Origin of the sequence: Streptomyces sp. NPDC096205 (assembly GCF_044763135.1) — a bacterium.
In the GTDB taxonomy this organism is placed as follows: Bacteria; Actinomycetota; Actinomycetes; order Streptomycetales; family Streptomycetaceae; genus Streptomyces.
The window spans coordinates 197,227-219,289 of sequence record NZ_JBIWFS010000007.1 but is presented as its reverse complement, the minus strand read 5'-3'; the positions used below and the strand labels follow the sequence as shown (position 1 = coordinate 219,289).

Below are 22,063 nucleotides of genomic sequence, written 5' to 3'. Positions count from 1 at the left end.
ATGGAGGCGATACCGGGGCGGGCGCGCGTGTACGTCGCCTGTGTCGTCTGTCTCGTCCTCGTCGCCCTGAGCGGGCTGCTGCCGCTGCCGGGCGTGCGCGTGCCCTGGTGGGCGGTGGCCCTCCTCGCCGGTCTGTACGCCGCGGGGGAGCGGATCGCCCGCCGCCGGCTCGCCGGCCCCTTCTACCCCGTGCTGCTCGCCGGGGCCTTTCTGCTGCCGCCGCCCGCCGCCGTGCTCGTCGCGCTGCCCGGGGCGCTGCTCTCCGGCACCGACCGGCGGCCCGTCCCGCTGCGCCGGATCTGGCGCGCCGCCCAGCTCTCCCTCGCCGTGTGGGCCGCCTCCCGGGTGCACCGGGCGCTCGGCGGCCCGGACGCCGTCGCCGGCTCCGGCCTCCCCTCCGCGCTGCTGCCCGCGGGCGCCGCGGTCGTCGTGTTCTGCCTGGTGCTGACCGCCCTGGACGGCGGCATCCTCGCGCTCGCCGAGCGGGTGCCCGTACGACGGGCCTGGCGCGGGCTGTTCCTGCGCTCGCTGGGCCCCCTGGCGGTGCACGGGCTCGCCGGGCTGATGATGGCCGTGCTGTGGCGCAGCCCCTACGGGCCGGTCGCCGCGCTGCTGGTGCTGCTGCCGATGTGCGTGTCCTGGTGGGTGTTCGCCCAGTACCACCGCGAGCGCGCCGCCCACCAGGCGACCATCCGCGCCCTCGTGCAGGCCGTCGACCTCAAGGACGGCTACACCCGCGGGCACAGCGAGCGGGTCGGCCGGGCGTCGATGCTCATCGCGCGCGAGCTGGGCATGGACGACGAGCGCGTCGAACTGCTCCGCTTCGCCGGCATCCTGCACGACGTCGGCAAACTCGGCGTGCCCACCCGGCTGTTGCGCAAGGAGGGGCCGCTGACGCCCGAGGAGCGGCGGGTGATCGAACTGCACCCCGAGTACGGCCACGAGATCGTGCGCGGCATCTCCTTCCTCGGCGAGGCCCGGGCCGCCGTCCTGCACCACCACGAACGCCTCGACGGCAGCGGCTACCCCTACGGGCTCGTCGGCGACCAGATCCCCGAACCCGCACGGGTCGTCGCCGTCGCCGACGCGTTCGACGCGATGACCTCCACGCGCTCCTACAGCCAGGCCCGCCCGGTCCAGGCCGCCCTCGCGGAGCTGGAGCGGTGCGCCGGCGCCCAGTTCGACCCCCGGATGGTCAGGGCCCTGTGCCGGGTGCTGCGCCGCGACGGCTGGCACCCGGCGGTCACCTCCGACGAACCCCACCCGCCCCGGCCCCGCGCATCCGCCGAGGGGCGGACAGGGGCCCACCGGTGAGCCCCAGGTGCGTCCGGCGGCCTCCCGTCCTGCTCGTGCTGGTGCACGGCGGCGCCGCGCTCCTCGCCGTCGCCTCGCTCGCCGTCACCGTGGACGCCGGGCTCACCGAGCGGCCCGTCGCCGTCGCCTTCGGGGTGCTCGTCGCGGTGGGGGAGCTGGCCCGGTGGACGGGCGCCCGGGTGCGCGAGGCCGCGCCGCTCGGGGGCGCCGGGGCGCTGGCGTACGCGCTGCTCGGGGAGCACGCGGGCCGGCACACCGAGCACGGTGCCGCCCAGGTCGTCGGCGTGGTCCTCGCGGGCGCGCTGCTCGGCAGCGTGCCGCACATCGCGCGGGGGCGCGGCCCGAGCGCCGACCAGCTGGCCCGGCGGTTGCTCACCGTCGGCTTCGCCGCCGTGTGCTTCCAGCCCCTGTACAACCAGGGCGCGTTCGACGGCTGGAGCGGCTCCGCGTACGCCCTGCTGCTGGTGGCGCTGCTCGCCCTGACCGCGCTGTGCGACGCCGTGCTCGCCGCCGCGCTGGCTCACTCCCGCACCGGCTGGCCGTTCGCCCCGCTGCTGCGCGAGGAGCTGCGGGCCATGCCGGGCATCGGCTCCGCCGTCGTCGCCACCGGCGTGGTGATGGCCCTCGCGGTCGCCGTCGTCGGGCTGTGGGCGCTGCCCGTGTTCAGCCTGCCGCTGCTGCTCACCCAGCTGTCCTTGCGCCGGTACGCCGCCGTGCGCACCACCTACCGGCAGACCATCGCCTCCCTGGCGCGGGCCACCGAGATCGCCGGGTACACCCCGGCCGGCCACGCCCGTCGCGTCGCCGCGCTCAGCCTCGCCGTCGGCCGGGACCTGGGGCTTTCCGGACCGGAGCTGACCGTCCTGGAGCACGCCGCCCTCATGCACGACATCGGGCAGCTCAGCCTCGTCGACCCGGTCCCGGACGGCGCCACCGCCGGCCTGCCCGCCGCCGAACAGCGGCGTATCGCACTGCTCGGCGGGGCCGTCGTACGGCAGACCGGGGTGGACGCGGCGGTCGCCGTGGTCGTCGAGCGGCAGGCCGACCCCTACCGGGAACAGCCGCCGGCGGCGAGGATCGTACGGGCGGTGAACGCGTACGAGGAGAAGGCGCACGGCGCGGGACCGGGCGGGCCGCTGAAAGCGCTGGAGGCGCTGGAGGAGCTGCGGCTCGGGACGGCCGGGGACTACGCGCCGGAGGTGGTGGAAGCGCTGGCCCGGGTACTGGCCAGGGACTGTCTGACCCTGCCCCTGGCTGGGTAACCCATGGGTAATGAGCGCCCTTCCGGCCGTACGTGGTTGGATGCGAAGGAGAGGGAGTGTCCGGGGGCACTGGCCAGCCCACTCCACGGAACTGGCAGGCGGGAATCGTGAGGATCTTCGGCAAGGGACGGCACCGGCCCTCCGCCTCCTGGCGGCAGGCCACGGACCGTGCGTTCACGCTGATCGGCGACGGCCGGTACGAGGACGCGGGCGCGCTGCTGACACGGGCGGCCGATCTGGAGCCGTGGCTGTCGGAGTCCTGGTTCAACCTCGCCCTGCTGCACAAGTTCCGGCACGACTGGGAGCAGGCCCGCACCGCCGGGCTGCGCGCGGTCGCCCTGCTCGACCGGGAGACCGGCGCACCCGACTGGTGGAACGTGGGCATCGCCGCGACCGCCCTCCAGGACTGGCCGCTGGCCCGGCGCGCCTGGCAGGCGTACGGGCTCGCCGTGCCGGGGGGTGCGGCCGACTCGGGCGAGCCCGTGGGGATGGACCTGGGCAGTGCCGCGGTGCGGCTGTCGCCGGAGGGCGAGGCCGAGGTCGTGTGGGGGCGCCGGCTGGACCCGGCCCGGATCGAGGTGCTGTCGATCCCGCTGCCGTCCTCGGGGCGCCGCTGGGGCGAGGTCGTCCTGCACGACGGCGTGCCGCACGGCGAGCGGACCACCTCCGCCGGGCACGCCTACCCGGTCTTCGACGAGATCGAGCTGTGGGCGCCGTCGCCCGTGCCGACCTGGGTCGTTCTGCTGGAGGCGGCGACCGAGGCGGACCGGGACGCGCTGGAGCAGCTGGCCGCCGACGCCGGGTTCGCCGCGGAGGACTGGTCGTCGTCGGTGCGGCTGCTGTGCCGGATGTGCTCGGAGTCGCGGATGCCGGCGGACGAGGGCGACGGGGAGCATCTCGACCCGCACGATCACAGCGAGCCGGGGCATCCGGGGCCGCTGGGGCATCGGACCGACGGGCAGTTGTGGGTGCCCGAGCGGGAGTGTGGCGTGGCCGCCCCCGCCTCGTTGGTCAGGGGGCTGCTGGACGGGTGGGTCGCGGACAGCCCGGACTCCAGGGACTGGCGTGATCTCGAAGAGGTCTGCTGAGAGAGCCGTACGGCACCTTTAGGCTGTACTCGGATCCATTTCTCCAGCTTGCAGGAAGGCATACGTCGGTCATGGCGCAGCAGGACACCGATCAGCAGCACGCGGGCGTGCTCCCCGTGGACGACGAGGGCTTCGTCATCGACACCGAGGACACCGAGGCCCGGGAGAAGGCGTGGCGCGAGACGGGGACCTCGCGGCCGATCACGGTCGTGGGCAACCCGGTGCTGCACAAGGAGTGCGAGGACGTCACCGAGTTCGGTGAGGAGCTGCGGCAGCTGGTCGCGGACATGTTCGCCAGCCAGCGCACCGCCGAGGGCGTGGGCCTGGCCGCCAACCAGATCGGCGTGGACAAGAAGGTCTTCGTCTACGACTGCCCGGACGACGAGGGCGTCCGGCACGTCGGCGTCGTCTGCAACCCCAAGGTGGTCGAACTGCCCGCCGACAGGCGCCGGTTGGACGACAGCAACGAGGGCTGCCTGTCCGTGCCGACGGCGTACATGCCGCTCGCCCGCCCCGACTACGCCGAGGTGACCGGGCAGGACGAGAAGGGCAACCCGATCAAGGTGCGCGGCACGGGCTACTTCGCCCGCTGCCTCCAGCACGAGACGGACCACCTGTACGGGTACCTCTACATCGACCGGCTCTCCAAGCGGGACCGCAAGGACGCGCTGCGGCAGATGGCCGAGAACGAGCCCCGCTACCCGGTCGTCGCCAACGACTGAGCCGACGGCCGAGCCGACGACTGAGCCGAGGCCGAGCCGGCCACCGAGTCGCTGATGTGTCAACGGACGGCGTCCGTCCGGGAGTTGATCCCAGGCGGACGCCGTCCGTCTTCTCCCGTTCGTCTGTCCGTCGCACGTTCGCTCCCATAGCACCCCGAGGCTGCTGCACACCAGTCACACAAGGGGTGCTTCTCAGCATGCTGGGGTAGTGAATGGAGCAAATCCGTTCCCAGAACGGTCAGTTGTGGTGCTGAATGGGAAGTGCGGGGATACGCAACGGCGCACGCCCGGCACAGCGGGAGGGGTGTGCGCACTCTGGTCGGCTGAGAGGGGTTTGTTCGTGTCTTCTTTCCCACACGGCACCACATCGACGACGGCGCTCGCGGTACCACCATCACTCTCTCTGCCGGTGATCGAGGCGGCGTTTCCCCGGCAACTGCACCCGTATTGGCCCCGGCTCCAGGAGAAGACCCGCACCTGGCTGCTGGAAAAACGGCTCATGCCCGCGGACAAGGTGGAGGAATATGCCGATGGCCTGTGCTACACCGACCTCATGGCGGGGTACTACATCGGCGCCCCGGATGCGGTCCTCCAGGCGATAGCGGACTACAGCGCGTGGTTCTTCGTCTGGGACGACCGCCACGACCGCGACATCGTGCACGGCAGGCCCGCCGCCTGGGAACGGCTGCGGCAGCGCCTGCATGTGGCTCTGGACTCCCCGGCGTCCCATCTGCACCACCCTGACCCCCTGGTGGCGGGGTTCGCGGACAGCGTCCAGCGGCTGTACGCCTTCCTGCCCGACACCTGGAACGCGCGCTTCGCCCGGCACTTCCACGAAGTCGTCGAGGCCTACGACCGGGAATTCCACAACCGCACCGAGGGATACATCCCGACGGTCGAGGAATACCTCGCCCTGCGCCGGCTCACCTTCGCGCACTGGATCTGGACCGATCTGCTGGAGCCGAGCGCGGAACTCGAACTCCCGGACACTGTAAGGAAACACCCCGCATATCGGCGGGCGGCACTGCTCAGTCAGGAATTCGCCGCCTGGTACAACGACCTCTGCTCACTGCCCAAGGAAATCGCGGGCGACGAGGTCCACAATCTCGGAATCAGTCTCGTCACCCATGAGGGACTGACGCTCGAAGAAGCAGTCGTGGAACTGCGCCGGCGCGTACTGGAATGCATCGACGAATTCCTCGTCGCCGAACGGGAGGCGCTGCGCTTCGCCGACAGCCTCGCCGACGGCACTGTACGGGGAAAGGAACTGAGCACTGCCGTACGCGCTTGCCTGGGAAATATGCGGAACTGGTTCAGTTCCGTGTACTGGTTCCACCACGAGTCCGGCCGTTACCGGGTCGACAGCTGGGACGACCGCGCCACACCCCCGTACGTCAACAACGAAGCGGCAGGTGAGAAATGACCGTCGAGTCCGTCAGGCCCGCACAGGCCGAAAATCGCGCATGGCGTGAGCCGCCCCTGGCCGGTGGCGGGGTACCGCTGCTCGGCCACGGCTGGAAACTGGCCCGTGATCCGCTCAGCTTCATGTCCCGGCTGCGCGAGCACGGCGACGTCGTCCGCCTCAAGCTCGGCCCCAAGACGGTCTACGCCGTCACGGCCCCGGACCTCACCGGAGCGCTCGCCCTCAACCCCGACTTCAAGATCGACGGGCCGCTGTGGGAGTCGCTGGAGGGCCTGCTCGGCAAGGAGGGCGTGGCCACCGCCAACGGGCCGCGCCACCGCCGGCAGCGGCGCACCATCCAGCCCGCCTTCCGGCTGGACGCGATCCCGAACTACGGCCCGATCATGGAGGAGGAGGCGCACGCCCTCACCGAGCGCTGGCAGCCCGGGCAGACCGTCGACTGCACCGCCGAGTCCTTCCGTGTCGCCGTCCGCATCGCGGCCCGCTGTCTGCTGCGCGGCGACTACATGGACGAGCGCGCCGAGCGGCTGTGCAACGCCCTGGCCGTCGTCTTCCAGGGCATGTACCGGCGGATGGTGGTGCCGCTCGGCCCGCTGTACCGGCTGCCGCTTCCGGCCAACCGCGAATTCAACCGCGCCCTGGCCGATCTGCATCTCCTCGTCGACGAGATCGTCGCCGAGCGCCGCGCCTCCGGGCAAAGGCCCGACGATTTGCTGACGGCATTGCTGGAGGCGAAGGACGAGAATGGCGACCCCATCGGGGAACAGGAGATCCACGACCAGGTCGTCGCCATTCTCACGCCCGGAAGCGAAACCGTCGCCTCCACGATCATGTGGCTGCTGCAGGTGCTCGCGGAACACCCGGAGCACGCCGACAAGGTGCAGAAGGAAGTTGAATCTCTGACCGATGGCGCTCGTCCCGTCGCATTCGACGACGTCCGCAGGCTCACCCACACCAACAATGTCGTCGTCGAGGCGATGCGATTGCGACCGGCCGTGTGGATATTGACCCGGCGGGCGGTCGCCGACACCGAACTCGGTGGCTATCGGATTCCGGCCGGGGCCGACATCGTCTACAGCCCGTACGCGATCCAGCGCGACCCGCGTTCGTACGCGCACAACCTGGAGTTCGACCCCGACCGCTGGCTTCCGGAACGCGCCAAGGAGGTGCCGAAATACGCCATGAGCCCCTTCAGCGTGGGCAATCGGAAGTGCCCGAGCGACCACTTCTCGATGGCCCAGCTGACGCTGATCACGGCGGCGCTGGCCACCAAGTACCGCTTCGAGCAGGTGCCCGGCTCCGACGACGCCACCCGGGTCGGCATCACCCTGCGGCCGCAGAAGCTGTTGCTCAGGCCCGTCCTGCGGTGAACCCCCAGGCCCTCAGGCCGCCTCCGGTCCCCGGAAGGTGCGCCGGTAGGTCTGCGGGGTGACCCCCACCGCCCGGACGAACTGATGCCGCAGCGCGGCCGCGGTGCCGAAGCCGGTCCGGCTCGCGATCGTGTCCACGGTCACGTCCGTCGCCTCCAGCAGCCGCTGGGCCAGCAGCACCCGCTGACGCAGGACCCAGCGGTACGGCGTCGTCCCGGTCTCCTGCTGGAAGCGGCGGGCGAAGGTGCGCGGGGACATGTGCGCGCGCTCGGCGAGCTGCTCGACGGTGACCTCCTCGTGGAGGTTGCGCTCCATCCAGGCGAGCACCTCGCCGACCGTGTCGCACGATGCGGCGGGCAGCGGCCGGTCCACGAACTGCGCCTGGCCGCCGTCCCGGTGCGGCGGCACCACCATGCGGCGGGCGATGGCGTTGGCGACCTCGGGCCCCTGCTCCTTGCGCACGAGGTGCAGACAGGCGTCGATGCCGGCGGCCGTGCCGGCCGAGGTGATCACCGGATCGTCGTCCACGTACAGCACATCGGGCTCGACGGCCGCGCGCGGGAAGCGCCGGGTCAGCTCGTCCACATGCCGCCAGTGCCCGGCACACCGCCGCCCGTCGAGCAGCCCGGCCGCGCCGAGCACGAAGACACCGGAACACACGCTCAGCACCCGGGCACCCCGCTCCACGGCCCTGACCAGGGCGTCGAGCAGCGCGGGCGGATAGTCCCGGACCGCGAAGTCGCTCCCGGCCGGCACCGTGATCAGATCGGCCTCCTCCAGCCGGTCCAGGCCGTAGGGCGTGGAGACGGTGAGGCCCGGGACATGGGTGGTCAGCGCCGGGCCCTCGGCCGAGACGACGGCGAAGTCGTACACCGGAAGGCCCTGGTCACTGCGGTCGAGGCCGAAGACCTCGCAGACGACACCGAGCTCGAAGGGATGCACGCCGTCGAGCAGGACGGCGGCCACGTTCTGCAGCATGCCCCCAGTGTGCCGCCCGGCTGGCAGTAAATCGAGGGTGTACGGCAGTCCTGCCACTGTCAGTGGTGTTCATGCGGAATGACACTGACGACATGAACGCACTCATGGAATACGCGGGAGTCGTCGTCCTCTTCCTGATCCTTGCGGGACCGGCGCTCGTGGGGGCGGCCCACGAGCGCCGGATCGACCGCCAACTGCGAAAGGCCGAGGCTCAGAAGTCCTCGTCCAGGTCGACGGTGCCCTCCACCGCGACCTGGTACGCCGACGGGCGCCGCTCGAAGAAGTTGGTCAGTTCCTGAACGCCCTGGAGCTCCATGAAGGAGAACGGGTTCTCCGAGCCGTACACCGGCGCGAAGCCCAGCCGCGTCAGCCGCTGGTCGGCGACGCACTCCAGGTACTGCCGCATCGACTCGGTGTTCATGCCGGGCAGGCCGTCTCCGCACAGGTCGCGGGCGAACTGCAGCTCGGCCTCGACCGCCTCCCGCAGCATGTCGGTGACCTGCTGCTGAAGCTCGTCGTCGAAGAGCTCCGGCTCCTCCTTGCGGACGGTGTCGACCACGTCGAACGCGAACGACATGTGCATCGTCTCGTCGCGGAACACCCAGTTGGTGCCCGTGGCGAGACCGTGCAGCAGGCCCCGGCTGCGGAACCAGTAGACGTACGCGAAGGCGCCGTAGAAGAACAGGCCCTCGATGCACGCGGCGAAGCAGATCAGGTTGAGCAGGAAGCGGCGCCGGTCCGCCTTGGTCTCCAGCCGGTCGAGCTTCTCGACCTCGTTGATCCACTTGAAGCAGAAGCCGGCCTTCTCGCGGATGGAGGGGATGTTCTCCACCGCGTCGAAGGCGGCCGCACGGTCCTCCGGGTCGGGCAGGTAGGTGTCCAGGAGCGTCAGATAGAACTGGACGTGGACCGCTTCCTCGAAGAGCTGCCGGCTGAGGTACAGCCGCGCCTCGGGGGAGTTGATGTGCTTGTACAGCGTCAGCACCAGGTTGTTCGCCACGATCGAGTCGCCCGTCGCGAAGAACGCGACCAGACGGCCGATCAGATGCTGCTCGGCCGGCGTCAGCTTCGCCAGGTCGGCGACGTCCGAGTGGAGGTCGACCTCCTCGACGGTCCAGGTGTTCTTGATGGCGTCCCGGTAGCGCTCGTAGAAGTCGGGGTAGCGCATGGGGCGCAGGGTCAGCTCGAAGCCCGGGTCGAGGAGATTGGTGTTGCGTTCGGACATCACTGGCAGGCCTCGCAGGACTCGGGGTTCTCAAGGGAGCAGGCGACGGCGTCGGGGTCGGCGGCCTGCTGGACGGGGATGGGGGCTTGCGCCTGTGCCGCGCGGGCGATCCTCGTCGCCGGGCGCGAGCGCAGGTAGTACGTCGTCTTCAGCCCGGACTTCCAGGCGTACGCGTACATCGAGGAGAGCTTGCCGATGGTCGGCGTCTCCAGGAAGAGGTTCAGGGACTGGGCCTGGTCCAGGAACGGCGTACGCGCCGCCGCCATGTCGATCAGGCCGCGCTGCGGGATCTCCCACGCCGTGCGGTACAGCGCCCGGACCTCCTCGGGAATCCACGCGAAGCCCTGCACCGAGCCGTTGGAGTCCCGCAGCGCCTCCCGCGTGCGGGCGTCCCACACGCCGAGGTCCTTGAGGTCCTGCACCAGGTAGGAGTTGACCTGGAGGAACTCGCCCGACAGCGTCTCGCGCTTGAACAGGTTGGACACCTGCGGCTCGATGCACTCGTACACGCCCGCGATGGAGGCGATGGTCGCGGTCGGCGCGATGGCGAGGAGCAGGCTGTTGCGCATGCCGACCTCGGCGATACGGGACCGCAGCGCCGCCCAGCGCTCCGGCCAGGTCAGCTCCACGTCGTAGTGGTCGGGGTGCAGCACGCCCTGCGCGGTACGGGTCTTCTCCCAGGCCGGCAGCGGGCCGTTGCGCTCGGCGAGGTCGGCGGACGCCTCGTACGCGGCGAGCATGATCCGCTCGGCGATCCGGGTGGACAGTGCGCGCGCCTCGGGCGAGTCGAACGGGAGCCGCAGCTTGAAGAAGACGTCCTGCAGGCCCATCGCGCCGAGGCCCACCGGGCGCCACTTGGCGTTGGAGCGGCCCGCCTGCTCGGTCGGGTAGAAGTTGATGTCGACGACCCGGTCGAGGAAGGTGACGGCCGTGCGGACGGTGGCGTCCAGCCGCTCCCAGTCGATGTCCCCGGTCGTCTTGTCGACGAACGCCCCCAGGTTCACCGAACCCAGGTTGCACACCGCCGTCTCGCCGTCGTCGGTGACCTCCAGGATCTCCGTGCAGAGGTTGGAGGAGTGCACGACGTGGCCCGGCAGGGCCGTCTGGTTGGCGGTGCGGTTGGCGGCGTCCTTGAAGGTCATCCAGCCGTTGCCGGTCTGCGCGAGGGTGCGCATCATGCGGCCGTAGAGGTCACGGGCGGCGATGGTCTTCTTCGCGAGGCCCTGCTCTTCCGCCTTGCGGTACGCCGCTTCGAACTCCTCGCCCCACAGGTCGACCAGCTCGGGCACGTCGGCGGGCGAGAACAGGCTCCACTGCTCGTCGGCGTTGACCCGGCGCATGAACTCGTCCGGGATCCAGTGCGCGAGGTTCAGGTTGTGCGTACGGCGGGCGTCCTCGCCGGTGTTGTCGCGCAGCTCCAGGAACTCCTCGATGTCGGAGTGCCAGGTCTCCAGGTAGACCGCGGCGGCGCCCTTGCGGCGGCCGCCCTGGTTCACGGCGGCGACCGAGGCGTCGAGGGTCTTCAGGAACGGCACGATGCCGTTGGAGTGGCCGTTGGTGCCGCGGATCAGCGAACCCCGCGAGCGGATGCGGGAGTACGACAGCCCGATGCCGCCGGCGTGCTTCGACAGGCGGGCGACCTGGTGGTAGCGGTCGTAGATGGAGTCCAGCTCGTCCAGGGGGGAGTCCAGGAGGTAGCAGGACGACATCTGGGGGTGCCGTGTGCCGGAGTTGAAGAGCGTGGGGGAGGAGGGCAGGTAGTCGAGGCGGCTCATGAGCCCGTAGAGCGCGGCGACTTCGTCGACGGAGCGGACCGTGTCGTCCTCGGCGAGGCCGGAGGCGACCCGCAGCAGGAAGTGCTGGGGCGTCTCGACGACCTTGCGGGTGATCGGGTGCCGCAGCAGGTAGCGGCTGTGCAGGGTGCGCAGGCCGAAGTAGCCGAAGCGGTCGTCGGCGGCGCGGTCGACCAGCGCGTCGAGCCGCTCGGCGTGCACGCGCACGAACTCCGCGGTCCGGTCCGCGATGAGCCCCTCACGGTGCCCGACGGCGACGGACTCGGTGAAGGAGGTGACACCCTGCGAGGCGGCCTCGGCGGCGATGGAGATCGTCAGCAGTCGCGCGGCCAGCCTGGAGTAGGCCGGGTCCTCGGAGATCAGCCCGGCCGCCGCCTCGGTGGCCAGCTCGCGCAGCTCCGCCTCGTCGGCCCGGGCGGAACGGCCCCGCAGCGCGGCGGCGGCCACTCGGCCGGGGTCGGCGTCGGGCAGGTCGGCGGTCAGCTCGGTCAGGGTCCGCAGCAAGGCCGTTCCCGGGGCGTCCTCGTCGGTCGGGACGGCTGAAGCCGGGTCTGCTGGCGCGATGGTCACGTGGAGGCTCTCCCTCGCTCGGCACGGGGCCTTCGCGAGGGGTACGGCAGCACACGAGCGCACGCGGCGTCGCGTCCACCGGCCCATTCCACGAGGCCCGGACGTCGGGGCACCCGACCGGTCGGCCGGTGCCACTGTCGGCAGGTCCTCGGACTGACGCTTATGCATGCATAAGTACACCGTTGCGGGACAGTTCCGGATTCGCACCGGATTCCCCTGCGACGACAGCGAGCATGAGCATACATCTTGTGCCGGGTGCGGGTGACGCCCCTATATGTTGTGTCGGCATGACTTCATAGCGTGTCAGGTGCGATGCAGTCCGCTGTCTGGCGAAAAGCCCGAACGGGGAGCTGTTTGCCGATGGGTCGCTCGATCGGGTGATCGATCTCGAATGAACTGCGTCCCGTCGTGCATGTGTCTACTTTGAATGACCGTGAAGTTGGTAACGCAGATCAGGCTGCTGCCGACGCCTGGGCAAGCGGCGGCACTTGAGGCGACCCTGCGCGCCTGCAACGAGGCGGCCAGCTGGGCCAGCGAGTTCGCGTTCGACAAAGGCGTGCAGCGGACCTTCGCGCTGCGCGAGCACACCTACCGCGAGATCAGGGCACGGTGGAACCTCGGAGCCCAGGCGGCCCAGCACGTGATCAAGAAGACCTGCGACGCGTACGCCGCGCTGAAGGCGAACCTGAAGGCCGGGAACCTGGGCAGGCCCGGCACGAGGCGGTACCGGAAGGCCACCGGGAAGCCGGTCGCCTTCCGGGCCGGCAGCGCGCAGCCCTACGACGACCGGATGCTGTCCTGGCAGATCACCGAGCGGAGGGTGTCGATCTGGACAACGGTCGGGCGGATCAAGGACGTGGTGTTCACCGCCTCGCCGGAGCAGTTGGTCACGCTGGCGCTGTACCGCAGGGGTGAGTCCGACCTCGTGTGGCGGGACGGGATGTGGTTCCTGCTGGCCACCTGCGAGGTTTCAGAAGCCCCACTGAACACCGCGCCGGTGGACTTCCTCGGCATCGACCTGGGCATTGTGAACATCGCCACCACGTCCGACGGCGAGATCCTGGCCGGACGCGAACTCAACCGGATCCGGGTGCGGGAACGGACGCTGCGCACCAAGCTCGAGAAGAAGAACACCCCGTCCGCCAAGCGTCGGCTGAAGAAGCGGCGCCGCAAGGAGGCCCGGCGGGCGAAGGACATCAACCACAAGATCGCGAAGCATGTGGTGGCCGAGGCGGAACGCACCGGTCGCGGGATCGCCCTGGAGGACCTGACGGGCATCCGTGAACGGGTACGGCTTCGAAAGCCCCAACGGGTTACCCACTCCAGCTGGGCCTTCGCCCAGCTGGGCAGCTTCATCGCGTACAAGGCCCGCCGGGCGGGAGTGCCGGTGGTGTACGTCGATCCGGCATACACCTCGCGCACCTGCGCCGAGTGCGGACACATGGAGAGGGCGAACCGGGTCTCGCAGGCCTGGTTCGAGTGCCGGTCCTGCGGATTCGTTGATCACGCGGACCGGAACGGCTCCCGCAACATCCGGGCTCGTGCCTGGCAGTTGTGGCGACGCGGGGCGCAGTCAACCGCCCCCGACCCACCTCCCGGACAGGGCCGTGGGACAGGACGCAAACGCAGCGCCACAGCCAGTGGCGCCCGTTGTGCAAGCCCGTCGCTTTAGCGACGGGTAGTTGACAGCGTCAACTCGTAGGTGAGCAGAGTGAAGTCGCTGCCCGGGATCGGCTGCCAGTCGCGGTGCGGGGCGCGGACGAAACCGAGGCGTTCGTAGATGCGGTGGGCTGCGCGCATGGCCGGCTGGGTGGACAGGACGATCGCCGTGCAGCCCGGGGTGGCCCTCGCACGGTCGACGCAGGCGCGTACGAGTGCCTCGCCGACTCCTCGGCCCCGGGCGGCGTGGGCGACGGCCAGCATGCGGATCTCGGCCTCTCCGGGGGCGGCCAGGTCGGCCATGGGGCCGGGGGCCGGGACGAAGGTGACCGTGCCGAGCAGTTGGTCCGCGTCCGTCGCGGCGAGGACCTCGGCGGCAGTGGCCCGTTTGGCCACGTTCTTGAGTTCGCCCAGGTACCAGTCGCTCTCGCCGAAGGTGAGGAGGGCGTCCTGGAGGTAGGCCTGGGCGGTGATCTCGCCGATCTCGTCGTATTCGGTCGGCTGTGCTTCACGGATCACGATGTCCATGGTCGTCAGTGTGTACGACAGCGGGCCGCCGTTGGTGCTTCTGTCGGCGGCCCGCTGCGGGTTGTGTGTGGCTGGTCGTGCCCACGCGGCGGAGCCGCATATCGATGCAGCCCCGCGCCCCTGGGTGCCCTTAGTGAGCTGCGTCCAAAGGCAGATCCTTCTTCACGCCCGGGTCGCCCGCGTCCGCCGTGTAGTCCTCGGGGCGGGTCTCGTCGATGCCCTCGGGGGCCTTGGCGGCCTTCAGGACGAAGGTGAGGACCACCGTGACGGCCACGTTGAGGACGAACGCCGTGAGGCCGATGTAGCCGATCTCGCCGATGCCGGGGATCTCCTTGGCGGAGCCGCCGAAGTGCTTCTGGGTCGGGGAGGCGACGCCGTACGCGGCGATGGTGCCGTACAGCATGCCGACCGCCCAGCCGGCGAGGAGGGCCCAGCGGTGGAACCAGCGGGTGAACAGACCGCCGACCAGCGCGGGGAAGGTCTGCAGGATCCAGATGCCGCCCAGCAGCTGGAAGTTGATGGCGACCGTCTTGTCCATGGTCAGGACGAAGACCAGCGCGCCCACCTTCACCAGCAGGGACACCAGCTTGGAGACGCGCGTCTCTTCGGCGGCTGTCGCGTCCGGCTTGATGAAGTCCTTGTAGATGTTGCGGGTGAACAGGTTCGCCGCCGCGATCGACATGATCGCCGCGGGGACCAGCGCGCCGATGCCGATCGCCGCGAAGGCGATGCCCGCGAACCAGTCCGGGAACATGTCCTCGAACAGCTGCGGGATGGCCAGCTGGCCGTTCTGCACCTTCACCCCGGCCGCGATCGCCATGAAGCCCAGCAGGGCGAGCAGGCCCAGCATCAGGGAGTACAGCGGCAGGATCGTGGTGTTGCGGCGGATCACGTCACGGCTCTTGGAGGAGAGCGTCGCGGTGATCGAGTGCGGGTACATGAACAGCGCGAGGGCGGAGCCCAACGCCAGCGTGGCGTACGTCCATTGGCCCGCCTCGGCCGGCACCAGCGCGCCGCGTGGCTTGCCCGTGGCCGGATTCGTCTGGCCGAACGCCTCGGAGGCCTTCGCGAAGATGTCGTCGAAGCCGCCCAGCTTGATCGGGATGTAGATGATCGCCACCGCGATGACGATGTAGATCAGCGTGTCCTTGACGAACGCGATCAGCGCCGGGGCGCGCAGTCCCGAGGAGTAGGTGTACGCCGCCAGGACGCCGAAGGCGATCAGGAGCGGCAGGTCCTTGACGAACCAGTTGGTGTCCTCGCCGCCGCCCACGCCCATCACGTCCAGCACGGCCTGGATGCCGACGAGCTGGAGCGCGATGTACGGCATCGTGGCCAGGATGCCGGTGACCGCGACCGCCAGCGACAGGCCCTTGGAGCCGAAGCGGCCGCGCACGAAGTCGGACGTCGTGACGTAGCCGTGCTTGTGGGAGACCGACCACAGGCGGGGCAGGAACGTGAAGATCAGCGGGTAGACGAGGATCGTGTACGGCACCGCGAAGAAGCCCGCCGCGCCGGCCGCGTAGATCGCCGCCGGCACCGCCACGAACGTATAGGCCGTGTAGAGGTCGCCGCCGAGCAGGAACCAGGTGATCCAGGTGCCGAAGGACCGGCCGCCCAGGCCCCATTCGTCGAGGCTGTGCTCGTTCTCGGCCTTGCGCCAGCGCGCGGCAAGGAAGCCCATGACCGTGACGGCCAGGAAGAAGATGATGAAGACGGCGAGCGCGACGCCGTTGACCCCGTCGTTCACCTGGAGCCTCCCCGACGGGCGCGCTGGTCACGCTGCCACAGCTTGTACGCGATCATCGTCAGCGCGGTCGAGATGACCACCCAGGCCATCTGGTACCAGTAGAAGAACGGGATGCCGCCGATGGACGGGTCGGTCTTGGCGTACGAGCCGACCCACAGCATGGCCACGAACGGTGCGACGAGACAGAGGCCGATGACGACGCGCACTGGCGTCACCACCGGGCCTCTGTTCACTTCTGGGGCTTGCGACATCGGGCGACTCCGTCCCCTCACTGATCACCTGCGTAATGGGCTGGCAATCTAGGTCACGGTGTCGCGGCTGCGGAACCCCTCGTCCGTATATCGGTATCGCCTTTACAAAGTCGCTACTCGGCGGGCCGCTTCAGCCTGGCCACGAACTTGTACCGGTCGCCCCGGTACACCGAGCGCACCCACTCCACCGGCTGGCCGTCGCGGTCGAGGGAGTGCCGGGACAGCATCAGCATCGGCAGGCCCACGTCGGTGCCGAGCAGGCCCGCCTCGCGCGGGGTGGCCAGGGAGGTCTCGATGGTCTCCTCGGCCTCGGCGAGATGGACGTCGTAGACCTCGGCGAGCGCGGTGTAGAGGGACGTGTACTTCACCAGCGAGCGGCGCAGGGCGGGGAAGCGCTTGGCGGAGAGGTGGGTCGTCTCGATGGCCATGGGCTCGCCGTTGGCCATGCGCAGCCGCTCGATGCGCAGCACCCGGCCGCCCGCGGTGATGTCGAGGAGCTGGGCGAGACGGTCGTCGGCGGTGATGTAGCCGATGTCCAGCAGCTGGGACGTGGGTTCCAGACCCTGGGCGCGCATGTCCTCGGTGTAGGAGGTCAGTTGCAGCGCCTGGGAGACCTTCGGCTTGGCCACGAACGTGCCCTTGCCCTGGATGCGTTCGAGCCGGCCCTCGACGACCAGTTCCTGAAGGGCCTGGCGCACGGTGGTGCGGGAGGTGTCGAACTCGGCGGCGAGCGTGCGCTCGGGCGGGACGGGCGTGCCGGGCGGCAGCGTCTCCGTCATGTCCAGCAGGTGCTTCTTCAGGCGGTAGTACTTGGGCACACGCGCGGTACGGACGGTCGCCCCACCCTCGTTCTCCGCACTGCTGACGTCGGTGCTCATGCTCTGCCTTCCCGGCTCCGGGTGCCGAAGCGACCGACATCCCGTCGGCCGCGGCTCACATCGTGGCACGGCTTCGTGGGTGGGTGACCTGTGTGGGTGTCCTCCGCACGCTCCGTGATCTCTCTGTATACCGGCGGGGCCCCCGTTGGTCTAGTCCAGCGCGCCACTCGGGGGCAGTGGTCCAGTGGCAGTGGTCCGTCCGTTTGGTCGCTTGCGGAATGAAAGGTCCCTGCATATCTCGGTCCCATCACGGACGCCTGGAGGCCGCTTGAACACCCTTGACAGCCCTATTGGTCTGGGCCAAGCTCCCCGTACTGGTCTACACCATTGGTCCAGGTCCCGGCCCCACGGACGGTTCGCACGGCGTTGACGCCAATTACCGCGGGGACGAGGGGGGTTTGTGGCATCCCTGAGGAGGGTGGCGTGAAGCGCAAGCTGGTAGCCGCGATCGGTATCGCGGGCATGATGTTCTCGATCGCGGCGTGCGGGGACAGTGACGACAAGGGCAGCGGCGGCGCCGGCGGGGACGCCAAGGAACTGACCGTCTGGCTCACGGTCGACGCGCAGAACAACTGGCCCGAGCTGGTGAAGGCCGCCGACGACGCGGTCACCAAGAAGCACCCCGGCATCAAGATCAAGCACGAGTACTACGGCTGGCCGGACAAGAACGCCAAGCTCGACGCCGTCCTCGCCACGGACAAGGCCCCCGACGTCGTCGAGATGGGCAACACCGAGATGCTGCCGTACGTCGTCAAGGGCGCGTTCGCCCCGGTCGACCCGGCGAAGTTCGACCAGTCCGACGCCTGGCTCGACGGCCTCAAGGACTCGGTGACGTACGAGGACAAGACCTACGGCGTGCCGTACTACGCGGGCACCCGCGTCGGCAACTACCGCAAGGACGTCTTCGGCGAGGTCGGCGTCAAGGCCGCCCCGAAGACCTACGCCGAGCTCACCGCCGCCCTGGACAAGGTCCAGAAGAAGCAGGGCGACAAGTTCAGCGCCTGGTACCAGCCCTCCCGCGACTGGTACGCGGCCATGTCCTTCGTCTACGACGCCGGCGGCTCCATAGCCAAGGAGGAGGGCGGCCAGTGGAAGGCCAGCCTCTCCTCGCCGGAGTCCCTCAAGGGCCTGACCGAGTTCAAGAAGGTCCTCGACTCCTACATGCACGGCGACAAGACCAAGGACGAGTCCGACCGTTACATCGTCTACGGCCAGGGCAAGTCCGGCATGATCTTCGCCCCGGCGTGGGAGGGCGGCAGCGCCGCGGACCCGAAGAACGACAAGACCGGCAAGCTCAAGGGCAACGTCGAGAACTTCGTCATGCCCGGCCCGTCCGGCAAGAACCTCCCGGTCTTCCTGGGCGGTTCCGACCTCGCCGTCCCGGTGAAGTCCGACGCGCAGGACGTCGCCGCCGAATGGATCAACGCCCTCACCGGCGCCGCCGGCCAGAAGGGCCTGATGGCCAAGGGCAACCTGCCCAACAACAAGACCGACCTCGCCACCCTGAAGAACGACCCGGCCACGGTCGTCCCGGCCACCGCCGCCGAGTCCAACTGGTTCGTCCCCATGGCCCCCGGCTGGGGTCAGGTCGAGAAGGCCCAGGTCCTGCAGACCATGCTGCAGTCCATCGGCACCGGCAAGAAGTCGGTCGAGGAGGCCGCGAAGGACGCGGACGCCGCGATCGACAAGGTCATCAACACCAAGTGACCTCCCGGCGGGGCTCCGTTGCAGGCGGAGCCCCGCCGTCTTTCCGTAACGCCCGTACGACCGGTACGACCTGAGGGACCGCTGAGGAGCGCGCGATGAGTGCCGACACGACCACCCCTGCCAAGGTGCCGCCGCCGCGGCAGGCACCGCCGCCGGCCGCACCGGACCGGCCCCGCGCGAAACGGACGTACGGCCCGGCCGCCACCGCCTGGCTGCTGCTCGCGCCCTGTCTGCTGATCCTCGCCCTGGTCATGGGCTATCCGCTGGTCCGCCTGGTCACCCTGTCCTTCCAGAAGTTCGGCCAGCCCCAGCTGTGGGGCTTCCAGCCGGCCGAGTCGGTGGGCTTCGAGAACTTCACCAAGGTCCTCGGCGACAGCGAGTTCTGGACCGTCGTCCTGCGCACGGTCCTCTTCGCGGCCGGCGCGGTGATCTTCACGATGGTCATCGGCATGCTGATCGCCCTGCTGCTCCAGCGGGTCTCCGGCTGGGTGAAGACCCTGATCAACATCGCGCTGGTGGCCAGCTGGGGCATGCCGGTCATCGTCGCGACCACCGTCTTCAAGTGGCTCTTCGACGCCGACTACGGCATCCTCAACGCGGTTCTGAGCAAGCTGCCGGGCGTCGACCTGATCGGCCACAACTGGTTCGCCAGCTCCACCCAGGGCCTCGCCGTGATCATGCTCCTCGTGGTCTGGGGAGCCGTGCCCTTCGTCGTGATCACCCTCAGCGCCGGACTCACCCAGGTCCCCAAGGAGCTGGAGGAGGCGGCCCGCCTCGACGGCGCCGGCGCCTGGGGCGTCTTCCGGTACGTCACCCTGCCCATCCTCAAGCCGATCATCGTGATGCTCACGACCCTGTCGGTCATCTGGGACATGGGCGTCTTCCCGCAGGTCTTCGTGATGCGCAACGGCCATCCCGAGCCGGAGTTCCAGATCCTCAACACCTACTCCTACGACCGCGCCTTCGTGGTCAACGACTACGCCCAGGGCTCGGCGATCGCCCTGATCACCGTGGTGCTGCTGCTCGGTGTGGTCGCTGTGTACATGCGTCAGATGCTGAAGATCGGGGAAGTCGAATGAGCGGCATGAGCGCGGTCGTCACCAAGGGCGCCGATTCCGGGACCTCCCGGAAGCGCTCCAAGCTCGGCTGGAACCTCGTCGGTCTGCTGGTCTTCGCGATCGCCGGCTTCCCCGTGTACTGGATGCTCAACACGGCGTTCAAGCCCGCCAAGGACGCCATCGACCCGGACCCCAGCCTGTTCCCGACCGGCCTGACGCTGTCCAACTTCGACCGCGCCCTGAACATCGCCGACTTCTGGGGCCCGGTCTGGCGCAGCCTCGTGGTCTCCGTGATCGTCGTCCTGATCGGCATCGCGATCGGCCTGCTCGCCGCGCTCGCCATCTCCCGGTTCGCCTTCCGCGGCCGCAAGATCGTGATCGTCGGCATCCTCGCGGTGCAGATGGTCCCGCTGGTCGCCATGATCATCCCGGTGTTCCTGCTGCTCAACGACCTGGGGCAGTACGACAGGCTCACCGGCCTGATCATCACGTACCTGACCTTCATCCTCCCGTTCACGGTGTGGACCCTGCGCGGCTTCATCGTCAACATCCCCAAGGAACTGGAGGAGGCCGCCATGGTCGACGGCTGCTCCCGCACCGGCGCCTTCGTCCGCGTCGTCTTCCCGCTCCTCGCCCCCGGCCTGGTCGCCACCTCCGTCTACGGCTTCATCCAGGCCTGGAACGAGTACCTCTACGCCCTGATGCTGCTCAGCCAGCAGAACCAGACCGCCACCGTCTGGCTCGGCAACTTCACCACCAAGCACGGCACCGAGTACGCCCCGATGATGGCCGGCGCCACCATGATGGCCGTGCCGATCGTCGTCCTCTTCCTCCTCGTCCAGCGCAAGATGGCCGCGGGTCTGACCGCCGGCGCCGTGAAGGGATAACGCCATCCGATGACGACATTCGCCAGCGGAACCGACACTCTGACCCGCGATGCGCTGACCGTCCTCCAGCCCGGCTTCCCCGGCACCAGCGCCCCCGACTGGCTGCTGCGCCGCCTGGGGGAGGGCCTCGCCTCCGTCGGCCTGTTCGGCCGCAACGTCGCCTCGCCCGAGCAACTGGCCGCGCTGACGGCCCAGCTGCGCGCCGAGCGCGACGACGTCCTCGTCGCCATAGACGAGGAGGGCGGGGACGTGACCCGCCTGGAGGTGCGCACCGGTTCCTCCTTCCCCGGCAACCACGCCCTCGGCGCGGTGGACGACGTCGCGCTCACCCGCGAGGTCGCCCACGAGCTGGGCCGCCGCCTCGCCGCCTGCGGCGTCAACTTCGACTGGGCCCCGTCCGCCGACGTCAACTCCAACGCCGACAACCCGGTGATCGGCGTCCGCTCCTTCGGCGCCGACCCGGCCCTGGTCGCCCGGCACACCGCCGCCTACGTCGAGGGCCTGCAGTCGGCCGGCGTGGCCGCCTGCACCAAGCACTTCCCCGGCCACGGCGACACCAACGTCGACTCCCACGACGCCCTGCCCCGCATCGACGTGGACGCCGATGTGCTGGCCGAGCGCGAACTGGCCCCGTTCCGCGCCGCGATCGCGGCCGGCACGCGCGCCATGATGAGCGCCCACATCCTGGTCCCCGCGCTCGACCCGGAGTACCCGGCGACCCTCTCCCGCCGCATCCTCACCGGCCTGCTGCGCGGCGAACTCGGCTACGACGGCCTCATCGTCACCGACGGCATGGAGATGCAGGCCATCGCCTCCACCTACGGCATCGAACGCGGCAGCGTCCTCGCCCTGGCCGCCGGCGCCGACGCCATCTGCGTGGGCGGCGGCCTCAACGACGACGAGACCGTCCGCCGGCTGCGCGACGCCCTCGTCACCGCCGTCCGCCGCGGCGAACTCCCCGAGGAACGCCTCGCGGACGCGGCCGAGCGGGTACGGAAGCTGGCCCGCTGGACGGCAGCGGGCGCCGGCGCCGGGGAGGCCGGGGGCACCGACCCCGAGGTCGGCCTGCACGCCGCCCGCCGCGCGCTGCGCATCACCGGCGCGGACACCTTCACCCCGCTCACCGAGCCGCCCTACGTCGCCACCCTCACCCCGGTCGCCAACTTCGCCGTCGGCGACGAGACCCCCTGGGGCGTCGCCGCCGAACTGTCGGCCCTCCTCCCCGGCACGGCCGCGGACACGCACACGGGCGCCGACGCGGCCCGCGCGGCCCTCGCAGCGGCGGGGGAGCGCAGGATCGTCGCGGTCGTGCGCGACGAGCACCGGCACCCGTGGATGGGCGCCGCCCTGGACACCCTCCTGCGGGAACGCCCCGACACCGTCGTCGTCGAGATGGGCCTCCCCCAGGCACCCCCGCGGGGCGCCCTGCACATCGCCACCCACGGCGCGGCCCGCGTATGCGGCCGGGCGGCGGCGGAGGTCATCACGGCCTCCTGACGCCACCCGCCAACCGAAAGGCGCCGGTTCCCACGGGAGGGGAACCGGCGCCTTTCGTGTGCCTGCGCTTCAGGTGCCTGCGCTTATTCACGCGCCTTCAGGG

General features: G+C 70.0%; 18 protein-coding genes and 1 riboswitch. Of the genes, 11 read left to right on the top strand and 7 right to left on the bottom strand.

Going from position 1 to position 22,063, the window contains the following annotated elements:
* The 6 genes from ACIQ6Y_RS25855 (at nt 1) to ACIQ6Y_RS25830 (ending at nt 7,179) form a co-directional block, all read left to right on the top strand.
* On the top strand, nt 1-1,314 hold the full coding sequence (locus ACIQ6Y_RS25855; RefSeq protein ID WP_404042355.1) for an HD-GYP domain-containing protein: 1,314 nt from the start codon (nt 1-3) through the stop codon (nt 1,312-1,314).
* The gene (locus ACIQ6Y_RS25850) at nt 1,311-2,576 is read left to right on the top strand and encodes an HD-GYP domain-containing protein (RefSeq protein ID WP_404042354.1); all 1,266 of its coding nucleotides are present in this window, start codon (nt 1,311-1,313) and stop codon (nt 2,574-2,576) included. The genes ACIQ6Y_RS25855 and ACIQ6Y_RS25850 overlap by 4 nt, the downstream gene beginning before the upstream one ends.
* A 107-nt stretch (nt 2,577-2,683) precedes the next feature.
* A complete protein-coding gene (locus ACIQ6Y_RS25845) occupies nt 2,684-3,664 on the top strand; it encodes a tetratricopeptide repeat protein (protein ID WP_404042639.1) in 981 nt (326 codons plus the stop codon).
* A gap of 71 nt (nt 3,665-3,735) precedes the next feature.
* Nucleotides 3,736-4,386 (top strand): peptide deformylase, encoded by a 651-nt coding sequence (gene def, locus ACIQ6Y_RS25840; protein ID WP_404042353.1) that lies wholly within the window; start codon nt 3,736-3,738, stop codon nt 4,384-4,386.
* 340 nt (nt 4,387-4,726) lie between these two features.
* Nucleotides 4,727-5,809 (top strand): epi-isozizaene synthase, encoded by a 1,083-nt coding sequence (gene cyc1 / locus ACIQ6Y_RS25835; RefSeq protein ID WP_404042638.1) that lies wholly within the window; start codon nt 4,727-4,729, stop codon nt 5,807-5,809.
* On the top strand, nt 5,806-7,179 hold the full coding sequence (locus ACIQ6Y_RS25830; protein WP_404042352.1) for a cytochrome P450: 1,374 nt from the start codon (nt 5,806-5,808) through the stop codon (nt 7,177-7,179). The genes cyc1 and ACIQ6Y_RS25830 overlap by 4 nt, the downstream gene beginning before the upstream one ends.
* 12 nt (nt 7,180-7,191) lie before the next feature.
* Here ACIQ6Y_RS25830 and ACIQ6Y_RS25825 read toward each other — a convergent pair whose 3' ends face one another.
* The 3 genes from ACIQ6Y_RS25825 to ACIQ6Y_RS25815 form a co-directional block, all read right to left on the bottom strand.
* Entirely contained in the window at nt 7,192-8,157 is a 966-nt protein-coding gene (locus ACIQ6Y_RS25825; protein ID WP_404042351.1) for a helix-turn-helix domain-containing protein, read from the bottom strand.
* A gap of 211 nt (nt 8,158-8,368) precedes the next feature.
* Entirely contained in the window at nt 8,369-9,382 is a 1,014-nt protein-coding gene (locus ACIQ6Y_RS25820; RefSeq protein WP_404042350.1) for a ribonucleotide-diphosphate reductase subunit beta, read from the bottom strand.
* Nucleotides 9,382-11,745, bottom strand: a complete 2,364-nt coding sequence (locus tag ACIQ6Y_RS25815; RefSeq protein ID WP_404042349.1) for a ribonucleoside-diphosphate reductase subunit alpha — start codon at nt 11,743-11,745, stop codon at nt 9,382-9,384. Before ACIQ6Y_RS25815 ends, ACIQ6Y_RS25820 begins: the two co-directional genes overlap by 1 nt.
* A gap of 121 nt (nt 11,746-11,866) precedes the next feature.
* Nucleotides 11,867-12,016, bottom strand: a riboswitch (cobalamin riboswitch).
* A gap of 162 nt (nt 12,017-12,178) precedes the next feature.
* On the opposite strand from ACIQ6Y_RS25815, the gene ACIQ6Y_RS25810 reads away from it, so the two are divergent.
* Nucleotides 12,179-13,417, top strand: coding sequence for an RNA-guided endonuclease InsQ/TnpB family protein (locus ACIQ6Y_RS25810; protein WP_404042348.1), 1,239 nt, complete (start codon nt 12,179-12,181; stop codon nt 13,415-13,417).
* Here ACIQ6Y_RS25810 and ACIQ6Y_RS25805 read toward each other — a convergent pair.
* The 4 genes from ACIQ6Y_RS25805 to ACIQ6Y_RS25790 all read right to left on the bottom strand — a co-directional run bounded on the left by ACIQ6Y_RS25805 (nt 13,414) and on the right by ACIQ6Y_RS25790 (nt 16,811).
* Nucleotides 13,414-13,932, bottom strand: coding sequence for a GNAT family N-acetyltransferase (locus ACIQ6Y_RS25805; protein WP_404042347.1), 519 nt, complete (start codon nt 13,930-13,932; stop codon nt 13,414-13,416). The genes ACIQ6Y_RS25810 and ACIQ6Y_RS25805 overlap by 4 nt on opposite strands.
* 130 nt (nt 13,933-14,062) lie before the next feature.
* On the bottom strand, nt 14,063-15,682 hold the full coding sequence (mctP, locus tag ACIQ6Y_RS25800; RefSeq protein WP_404042346.1) for a monocarboxylate uptake permease MctP: 1,620 nt from the start codon (nt 15,680-15,682) through the stop codon (nt 14,063-14,065).
* A complete protein-coding gene (locus tag ACIQ6Y_RS25795; protein WP_404042345.1) occupies nt 15,679-15,933 on the bottom strand; it encodes a DUF3311 domain-containing protein in 255 nt (84 codons plus the stop codon). The genes mctP and ACIQ6Y_RS25795 overlap by 4 nt, the downstream gene beginning before the upstream one ends.
* A 113-nt stretch (nt 15,934-16,046) precedes the next feature.
* Nucleotides 16,047-16,811, bottom strand: a complete 765-nt coding sequence (locus ACIQ6Y_RS25790; RefSeq protein ID WP_404042344.1) for a GntR family transcriptional regulator — start codon at nt 16,809-16,811, stop codon at nt 16,047-16,049.
* Nucleotides 16,812-17,234: 423 nt separating this feature from the next.
* On the opposite strand from ACIQ6Y_RS25790, the gene ACIQ6Y_RS25785 reads away from it, so the two are divergent.
* The 4 genes from ACIQ6Y_RS25785 (at nt 17,235) to ACIQ6Y_RS25770 (ending at nt 21,960) form a co-directional block, all read left to right on the top strand.
* Nucleotides 17,235-18,518 carry an extracellular solute-binding protein gene (locus tag ACIQ6Y_RS25785; protein ID WP_404042343.1) on the top strand — a complete coding sequence of 428 codons (1,284 nt, stop codon included), beginning with the start codon at nt 17,235-17,237 and terminating at the stop codon, nt 18,516-18,518.
* A 95-nt stretch (nt 18,519-18,613) separates the two neighbouring features.
* On the top strand, nt 18,614-19,597 hold the full coding sequence (locus tag ACIQ6Y_RS25780; RefSeq protein WP_404042342.1) for a carbohydrate ABC transporter permease: 984 nt from the start codon (nt 18,614-18,616) through the stop codon (nt 19,595-19,597).
* A 5-nt stretch (nt 19,598-19,602) separates the two neighbouring features.
* Entirely contained in the window at nt 19,603-20,463 is an 861-nt protein-coding gene (locus ACIQ6Y_RS25775; RefSeq protein ID WP_404042341.1) for a carbohydrate ABC transporter permease, read from the top strand.
* A gap of 9 nt (nt 20,464-20,472) precedes the next feature.
* Nucleotides 20,473-21,960 (top strand): glycoside hydrolase family 3 protein, encoded by a 1,488-nt coding sequence (locus tag ACIQ6Y_RS25770; RefSeq protein ID WP_404042340.1) that lies wholly within the window; start codon nt 20,473-20,475, stop codon nt 21,958-21,960.
* Nucleotides 21,961-22,063: the final 103 nt, after the last annotated feature.

Coding starts and splice junctions, on each gene's coding strand:
- ACIQ6Y_RS25855 (WP_404042355.1), top strand. CDS start 1: ATGGAGGCGATACCGGGGCGGGCGCGCGTGTACGTCGCCTGTGTCGTC.
- def (WP_404042353.1), top strand. CDS start 3,736: ATGGCGCAGCAGGACACCGATCAGCAGCACGCGGGCGTGCTCCCCGTG.
- ACIQ6Y_RS25830 (WP_404042352.1), top strand. CDS start 5,806: ATGACCGTCGAGTCCGTCAGGCCCGCACAGGCCGAAAATCGCGCATGG.
- ACIQ6Y_RS25825 (WP_404042351.1), bottom strand. CDS start 8,157: ATGCTGCAGAACGTGGCCGCCGTCCTGCTCGACGGCGTGCATCCCTTC.
- ACIQ6Y_RS25820 (WP_404042350.1), bottom strand. CDS start 9,382: ATGTCCGAACGCAACACCAATCTCCTCGACCCGGGCTTCGAGCTGACC.
- ACIQ6Y_RS25805 (WP_404042347.1), bottom strand. CDS start 13,932: ATGGACATCGTGATCCGTGAAGCACAGCCGACCGAATACGACGAGATC.
- ACIQ6Y_RS25795 (WP_404042345.1), bottom strand. CDS start 15,933: ATGTCGCAAGCCCCAGAAGTGAACAGAGGCCCGGTGGTGACGCCAGTG.
- ACIQ6Y_RS25790 (WP_404042344.1), bottom strand. CDS start 16,811: ATGAGCACCGACGTCAGCAGTGCGGAGAACGAGGGTGGGGCGACCGTC.
- ACIQ6Y_RS25780 (WP_404042342.1), top strand. CDS start 18,614: ATGAGTGCCGACACGACCACCCCTGCCAAGGTGCCGCCGCCGCGGCAG.
- ACIQ6Y_RS25775 (WP_404042341.1), top strand. CDS start 19,603: ATGAGCGCGGTCGTCACCAAGGGCGCCGATTCCGGGACCTCCCGGAAG.
- ACIQ6Y_RS25770 (WP_404042340.1), top strand. CDS start 20,473: ATGACGACATTCGCCAGCGGAACCGACACTCTGACCCGCGATGCGCTG.